We start from the raw sequence: 7,730 nt of genomic DNA, 5'->3' as shown, positions 1-7,730 counted from the left end.
AAATGCCTTCACCCTTTAATGTAAATCCCCACACCATTTAACATCAACCCTGAAGGCATTTTCAAAAAAGCCTTCACGTTTTACTGTTAATTCCCAAGTCATTTACTTCTATGTTCTTTCTACTCCTCTTCCAATCTTTTTATTTGTAGCGCGTACAGGCTTAACTTCAGCCAAGGCATCAAAAAAGATTCATTTCTATAAAAAAATCCTCTGTGAAAGATTCTGAAGAACAGAGCCTCTGGATCGTGTCAAGTGATCCGTCATCCGGCCGGACGCTGTCGTCCAGTCCTTCTTCAGACAGGGAAAAATGATATCGAGATGTTCTTTCATTGAATCCCTAACCCTGTTTTCGGAAGTATTTCCGCACAAAACCCTGGCCCGGTGAGTTTGGGCGTGAATCTGTTCGTATACCTGGCTGATATAGGGATTATCGGCAGCCGCAATTAAATGTAAATGAAATTCATCATCAATTGTATAATGAGATCCATCCGGCTGCGGGGATTCCGCAGTTGAGAAGTTCTTATACATGTCCATATAGAAATCTTCAGATAGCTTATTGCCATAGTGCAGAACCACATAAGGTTCCAAAAGAAGTCGGGTTTCGTAAACCGGCTTTAAGTCGCTGACCGATAAAGGCGCCACCAAAATTCCCTTTTTAGGAAGGATTGTTACCAGTTTTTCCTGTTCCAGGCGGCTCACCGCATCACGGATGGGGGTCTGGCTGCCGGGAACAGCTTCCAGTAATATATTTCCATTTAATAATGACCCGGGAAGATATTCGCAATTGATGATTTTCCGCCTGATGATTTGATAAGCTTGTTGTTTCAGGTTGTTTTTTCCGTAATTATGGACATTTTTTTTGACCGGGGACCGGCTTGGTTTTAAACAGGACAGAGCGGGTTCAAAAAAGGTATCCCTGTAAAGGGTCAGGACGGTTCTCAGGAGGCCGGATGCATGTTCCCACTGTCCCTTTAGACAGAAGCCTGCCATTTCCCGGTAAAACTTTAAAAATGTATGCAGTTGGCCTGATGATAGCCGGATAAGTGAAAGCAGGCGCTGCTCCTGATACCGGTACTGTTCAAAAAATTGAGACAGATATGGGTTTTTGGAACCCTCATAAAACAGACTGTGAAAAGAGGACAGAAGACGGCAGAACTCCTCTGGGTCATTTGAAACAGTAGAATCATTGAAGTGATTGTCATATGCATTTAACTCTTCCTTCGGCACATTTTTCCCATATTCATTTATTAGATAGGGTTCAAAAATAAACCTGGCTTCGAAAAGAGCGTTTAAATCTGTCAAAGTGATATCCTCGACAAATATGCCTTTAGGAGGAAAAATCCTCACAAAATGCTCCTGCTCCAACCGGCTGATCGCGTCCCTTACGGGGGTGCGGCCAAGAGACAGCATATCACAGAGCATATTTTCCGTAAGAAGCATTCCCGGAGAAAATTCACAATTTAATATTTTATTTTTAACGATTTGATAAGCCTGTTGTTTCAAACTGTTTTTATTCATTGAGAAGCGGCTCCTGACTAAATGATTAAAATTCGAATCTTGTTTACAATATACCGGATGGAATTGGTTCTGTCAAGAAACAGCAAAGAGAAAGCCCGTTTCACGATATAAGATATATACAATGAGAAATAAAAACAGCAAAATATAGCCGTAAACTGAATGCATTGACACGGAGTAATATAAATGATAGAAAAATATATAATAATATAGTTGACATATCCATGATTATACTATACCTTAATAATATACAACGTTATATACAATGAAAGTGAAGGGAGAAGGAAATGAAGGGAAGAGAAAAGCTGGAGGCCGCGATTAACCATAGGGACTGTGGCAGAATTGCCTTTGATTTAGGCGCGACTAAAGCGACCGGGATCAATGCGTCATTGCTTTATCAATTAAGGCGTTTATACGGGAGAGATGAGCCGGTAAAGATTTATGATACATATCAGATGCTGGGGCTGGTTGATGAAAAGGATGCGCAGATGTTCGGACTGGATGTGCTGGGCATTTGGAGCGACATGACTGTTTTTGGATACCGCAATAACCGATGGAAGAGCTGGACCACACCGGACGGCGTTCCGGCTCTGATTGGAGAAAAAGCCTGCATTACACAGAGAAATAACAACCTCTATATGCATCCAAAGGGAGATCCTGACGCAAGGCCCAGCGGATGTATGCCGATGGAGGGCGGGCTGTATTTTGATTATTTGACCCGTCAGGATGAATACGATGAGGATAATTTAAACGCCCTGGAAGACTACAGAGAACAGTTGGAAGTGATGGCCATAGACGATGAAACTCTGGATTTCTACCGCAGACAGGCGGATTATTATCATGAAAATACAGACTGCGGAATTGTGTTGAACGCGGAATACGGCAATTTGGGGGCCCAGACCATGTTAAATGGCGGATATGCGAAAGTAACGCCCGGAATCAGGGATTTTGCCGAATTTTTAATGGCCCACAGTTTATTTCCCGAATATATTGAAGATGTTTATGAAGAGTGGACCAAACTGTGTATACGAAACCTGAAACTGCTCCACCAGGCGGTGGGCAATAAGGCTCAGGCAGTATTTTTGTGCGGTACGGATTTTGGAACCCAAAGCAGCGAGATCATGTCCAGAACCATGTTCAGGGATTTGTATGTACCGTATTTCAAGCGGATTAACGGCTGGGTGCATGAGAACACCAACTGGAAAACCCTATACCATAGCTGCGGATCATTGGTTAATTTTTTAGATGATATGATAGACTGCGGAATTGACTGCCTCAATCCGGTTCAGACATCCGCAAAGGGCATGGAACCGGAGTTTTTAAAACAGCACTATGGCGGTAAAATAACCTTCTGGGGAGCCGGTGTAGACGGCCAGACAACCATGGCCCAGGGCAAGCCGGATGATGTGGAAAGAGAAATGCGGGAGCATATAAAGGTATTTGGAAAAGATGGAGGATTTGTATTTTCTATTGTGCATAATCTGCAGAGAGATTATGAAATCGACAATATTCGACGTGTGTTTGATGTGTTAAAAGAGTGCCGTTAGAATAGGCGTGAGAATGGGTGTGAAGGGATTTTCGAAAATGCCTTAGCCATTTAATGTAAAGGGTGAAGGCATTTTCGAAAATCCATTCACGCTTTACTTTAACACGCTTGATGCAAAATAATCCTTCAACCTTCTTTCAATCGCCCCAATTTCCTTCCCATATCCCGTATCCGCCAGATACACCAGAGCCAGATTATAAGTACTTTTACACCCGTCAATCCAGAAAAAACGGCCGGTATCCTCTCCAGGCCGGGGCTGCTTTCCAATTGTGCAGCAAAGCCCATTTTGTACCATCAGCAGTATACTTTTCATGCTCTGATAATTCTTCATAACCTGGGGCGTGATGTTGGCTTCTTTTAACAGGCTGCGGATGGTCTGACTGATCCGCATTTCTTCAGGAGGAAGGGCAAATCCCCTTCCCGTCCCCATCCAAACATCCAGTCCGCCCCCTCGTCCCGCTTTCCTGCGTAACTTCTTCAAATAAATAAAGATTTCCCTCCCCAACCTATTGAAACGATACAATTTTTGGGATACAATAGCATAAAAGGAGGGGAAAAATGGCAACGATAAAAGATATTGCGGCGCTGGCCGGCGTTTCACATGGAACGGTTTCCAATGTTTTGAACGGCAGGGGAAATGTCAGCGTCGAAAAGATAACATTGGTTGAAAATGCGGCAAAGCAGTTGGGGTACACGATTAACGCCCAGGCCAGGCAGCTCAGGAAAGGCAGTTCTAAGCGTGTTGGAGTGGTGGTCCCTCAGTTGGAATTGAAAAAATACAGGGATTTGTTTCTGGGAATTGAACAGGAGCTGAGAGAACATGAATTTGAAGTGGATCTGTATTACAGCAATGATCTGAACTACTATGAAGAAAAAGTGCTCCAAAAGATTGAAACGACCAATCCCATTGCCATTGTCATGGTCAGCTCCTTTTTGAAGGATGTGAATATGCTCCGGGGGGACAGCAGTTTGATTCTGGTGGAGCGGAAGCCGGAAAGCCTTCCGCGGGAAGCCGTTTTCTGTGGATTTGATTATGAACTGGCCGGAAAAGAGATGGCCGGCCGGTGCATTTCGGACGGACACAGGAATGCGGCCGTATTTACGGGCAATACGAAATATTCCAATTATGGCCTGTTTGTTAAAGGAATCGAAGCCGTTTTTTTGGAAAAGGGCTGTAACTGCCGCATTTTTTCCTCTGATGATATCACCCGGGGGCAGACGGCATTTGAACTTTTGACGGATCGGGATGAATTTGACGCTGTGATCACATCGGACCCGGAAAACTCGGCATACCTGAAGGCGGTTCTGGAGTACCGGCAGAAGGACGGCCTGCCGCCTGTTTATGCGTTGTCCTCCAAAGAAGTGGGCGCAGATGAGGGCGTGGTAAAATATGAACTGAATTACAGGCTCTGCGGTAAAATGATCGGAAAATACATAGAGAAACTGGAGCTGGAAGAACCGGTTCCCAGCAAAATTCCGGATCTGAAAAATGACGGGTTCCATCAATGCCCTGTCGCTGCATCGGAAAACCCGGAGGAGCTTAAAATTTTGATGCTGTCCGGCCCTACCTGCCGGGCATTAAACCAACTGATACCCCAGTTCACGCGGAAAACGGGAATCCGGGTAAAGCTGATGGAGGCAGGCTATGACGAGCTGTACCGCATGGTCAAATCCTGTGTCCAATTTTCACCATATGATTTGATCAGGCTGGATATGGCTTGGATGTCGGAACTGGGAGAGAAGCTGTTCCTGCCGCTTCCGGTAAATGAATCCTGGCTTCAGAAGATACGGGAAAATTTCTCCGAAAATCTCAGCGATGATTATTATAAAGTGGGCGCTAATTATCTGACGCTGCCATTTGATCCCAGCGTCCAGATGCTATATTACAGAAAAGACCTGTTTCAGGACGCCAGGATACGCCGGGAATTTTATGAGGTTTACCGCAGACAGCTTGAGGTGCCGGTGACATTTGAAGAATATGACCAGATTGCAAGGTTTTTTACGAGAAGATATCATAAAAATTCTCCGGTCTCTTATGGAACTTCGCTGGTATTTGGAAGTTCGGTGGTGGCGGCCTGCGATTATCTTCCCAGATTGAGGGCGGCCGGCGGCCATATTTTTGATAAAACCGGGAAAATCAGCCTGAATACGGAGCCGGTGAAAAGGACCCTGCTTTCCTACCGGGACGCGTTCGAGTATACGGACCGGGAGACCAATTCCTGGTGGCGCAAAGCGATGGAGGACTTTTCTTGCGGCCGGGTGGCGATGAACATCGTTTTTGCCAATTATGCTTCGATCATGCTGCACAGCAAAGAATCAGAAGCGCTGGGAAAGATCGGTTTTGCCCCCGTCCCGGGAGAGTGCCCCATGCTGGGAGGCGGAGTTTTGGGCATTTCCAGGCACTCGAAAAAGCGGGAAGCATGCAGGGAGTTTTTAAAATGGATTTATGATGAGAAGACAGCCGCGATGATCACCTATCTGGGCGGCTATATCAATCATAAAAAGATCAAAGAAAATCTGGATGTGTTGGAACTTTATCCGTGGCTGGAGGATATGGAGAAATCATTTGCGGTCGGCTGGAGAAGGGATTTTGAACATTTAAAGGCGGAAAATGATCCGGGCGGTCATCCGGTACAGGGATTCAATGAATTTGTATTTGAAGATATTTTGGGCAATGCGGTCCGGGCTGTGGTATCCGGAATTATGAGCCCTGAGGAAGCGCTGGAAGCTGCACAACAGCGGTGCCGGCAGGAATTTGGCGGTAAATGAAACAGGCTATATTGTTAAAAAACAGATCAAGGTTCTGCAGATAAGGGTGCTGCCCAATCATCAAATCAGATGATTGGGCGCGCCCTCTTTTCTGCTTTTTGCGCAGGCGGCACGAAAACATAGGGGCTATAGGTATCCAGCCCTTCGTCGCAGGCGAGATCAATGGGCTGGATGCAGGTAATTGTAACAGTTCAGACGGCTCATCTGTTACATGTAATTAAATTAAATTCTGTGTAAATTTTGAAGGGAATATTTCTTGATTTTAATCTATTTCCATGATAGAGTAAAAGAACTTATCTCAGGAGTTTCCGCTCCTGAACAATTCTGGCAGTTCTGCCAGCGATCCCATTTTTATAAAATAACACAAGGAGAAACTGCATATGGAAGAAGGAAAAGACAGGGTATTTTTGACTGCAAATTTAATGGACAGGAAGGAAAAAGAACGGATCATCCGTGAGCTGGCAGAAAGTGAAAAAGAGCTTAACATTTGTCTTACCAATGATTTTGCTTTTAAAAAGACCTTTCGCAATAAGACGGCGCTTACGGGGCTGTTGAGTGCGCTTTTAGATATGCCGGCGGGGGATATTGAGGAATTGGAATTCCCGGATACTTATTTACATGGAGAATATGAGGAAGACCGGGAAGGAATTCTGGATGTCAGGGTTCATTTGAACAATGAACGTAAGATAAATATTGAAATACAGGTATTGGAATACCTGTTTTGGGAAGAACGCTCCCTGTTCTATTTGAGCAAGATGTATATTGATGATTTTTCAAAAGGGGAGGATTATTCCAAACTGGAGGAGTGTATCCATATAGGGATTTTAGGGTTTGACCTGTCACATACGGATCATTATTACTCGGTCATCCGGCTGATGGATGAGAAAACGCACGTCATATATAGTGACAAGCTGAGTTTGCGCATGTTATACTTAAATCAACTGGATCTGACCTCCAAAGAGGAGGCCGAAGAAGAGGTTTATAAGTGGGCAAAGCTGATATCGGCTAAGGATTGGAAGGTGTTGAGAGAGATGTCTGAGAAGAATGAGTATATGAAGGTTGCTGTAGATGAGATGGAGAAGATCAATTCGGACCGGGAACTTCGGTACAGATATCTGAAAGAAGAGATGAGATTATCGGATGAGACAACGATCAGGAATGCTTATACTAATAAGGGGCGGGAAGAAGGGGAGCAGTTTATGCTGCAGTTGATTAAATTGATGTTGAAGAGCGGTTTGGGTCAGGAAGAGCTTGACCGTCTGGAAACAGATGATAGATTTAAAAATGAGATGATTGAAAAATATATTAAATGATATTATGGAAGTGTGTAGAACTATTGAAAAAGACCGGTTTGGGCTGTTTTCCATTTGAAAACAGCCTGTTTTTATACCACAATAGAGCTCGCCCTATATAGGGAAGGAATTACAGAAAATAGCTGTATTCTGATAGAAATATCTCTTGATTTAAATTTATTCCTATGATAAAGTAAAAGAACTTATCTCAGGAGCTTCTGCTCCTGAACAATTCTGGCAGTTCTGCCAGCGATCCCATTTTTATAAAATAACACAAGGAGAAACTGCATATGGAAGAAGGAAAAGACAGGGTATTTTTGACTGCAAATTTAATGGACAGGAAGGAAAAAGAACGGATCATCCATGAGCTGGCAGAAAGTGAAAAAGAGCTTAACATTTGTCTTACCAATGATTTTGCTTTTAAAAAGACTTTTCGCAATAAGACGGCGCTTACGGGGCTGTTGAGCGCGCTTTTAGATATGCCGGCCGGGGATATTGAGGAGTTGGAATTCCCGGATACTTATTTACATGGAGAATATGAGGAAGACCGGGAGGGGATTCTGGATGTCAGGGTTCATTTGAACAATAAACGTAAGATTAATATTGAG

The 7,730-nt window shown here is 44.0% G+C and carries 6 protein-coding genes; 4 read left to right on the top strand and 2 right to left on the bottom strand.

Annotated elements, in window-relative coordinates; genetic code table 11:
* Positions 1 to 195 precede the first annotated feature (195 nt).
* Positions 196 to 1,518: a GntR family transcriptional regulator gene (locus GPL15_RS19605; RefSeq protein ID WP_215700362.1), complete on the bottom strand. Its 1,323-nt coding sequence runs from the start codon at positions 1,516 to 1,518 to the stop codon at positions 196 to 198.
* 284 nt (positions 1,519 to 1,802) lie between these two features.
* Between GPL15_RS19605 and GPL15_RS19600 the strand changes: the two genes are divergently transcribed.
* On the top strand, positions 1,803 to 3,062 hold the full coding sequence (locus GPL15_RS19600) for a uroporphyrinogen decarboxylase family protein (RefSeq protein WP_215700361.1): 1,260 nt from the start codon (positions 1,803 to 1,805) through the stop codon (positions 3,060 to 3,062).
* 93 nt (positions 3,063 to 3,155) lie between these two features.
* On the opposite strand, the gene GPL15_RS19595 is transcribed toward GPL15_RS19600, so the two are convergent.
* On the bottom strand, positions 3,156 to 3,491 hold the full coding sequence (locus tag GPL15_RS19595; RefSeq protein WP_215700360.1) for a hypothetical protein: 336 nt from the start codon (positions 3,489 to 3,491) through the stop codon (positions 3,156 to 3,158).
* 128 nt (positions 3,492 to 3,619) lie between these two features.
* Here GPL15_RS19595 and GPL15_RS19590 point away from each other — a divergent pair, with 128 nt between their 5' ends.
* The 3 genes from GPL15_RS19590 to GPL15_RS19580 form a co-directional block, all read left to right on the top strand.
* The gene (locus GPL15_RS19590; protein ID WP_215700359.1) at positions 3,620 to 5,830 is read left to right on the top strand and encodes an extracellular solute-binding protein; all 2,211 of its coding nucleotides are present in this window, start codon (positions 3,620 to 3,622) and stop codon (positions 5,828 to 5,830) included.
* Between the two features lie 380 nt (positions 5,831 to 6,210).
* The gene (locus GPL15_RS19585) at positions 6,211 to 7,143 is read left to right on the top strand and encodes an Rpn family recombination-promoting nuclease/putative transposase (protein ID WP_215700358.1); all 933 of its coding nucleotides are present in this window, start codon (positions 6,211 to 6,213) and stop codon (positions 7,141 to 7,143) included.
* Between the two features lie 269 nt (positions 7,144 to 7,412).
* A partial coding sequence (locus tag GPL15_RS19580; protein WP_215700357.1) for a PD-(D/E)XK nuclease family transposase occupies positions 7,413 to 7,730 on the top strand: 318 nt, incomplete at its 3' end.

This window comes from Clostridium sp. MCC353 (assembly GCF_018785315.1).
In the GTDB taxonomy this organism is placed as follows: Bacteria; Bacillota; Clostridia; order Lachnospirales; family Lachnospiraceae; genus CHH4-2.
This window is presented reverse-complemented; position numbering and strand designations above follow the sequence as displayed.

Coding starts and splice junctions, on each gene's coding strand:
- GPL15_RS19600 (WP_215700361.1), top strand. CDS start 1,803: ATGAAGGGAAGAGAAAAGCTGGAGGCCGCGATTAACCATAGGGACTGT.
- GPL15_RS19605 (WP_215700362.1), bottom strand. CDS start 1,518: ATGAATAAAAACAGTTTGAAACAACAGGCTTATCAAATCGTTAAAAAT.
- GPL15_RS19595 (WP_215700360.1), bottom strand. CDS start 3,491: ATGGGGACGGGAAGGGGATTTGCCCTTCCTCCTGAAGAAATGCGGATC.
- GPL15_RS19590 (WP_215700359.1), top strand. CDS start 3,620: ATGGCAACGATAAAAGATATTGCGGCGCTGGCCGGCGTTTCACATGGA.
- GPL15_RS19585 (WP_215700358.1), top strand. CDS start 6,211: ATGGAAGAAGGAAAAGACAGGGTATTTTTGACTGCAAATTTAATGGAC.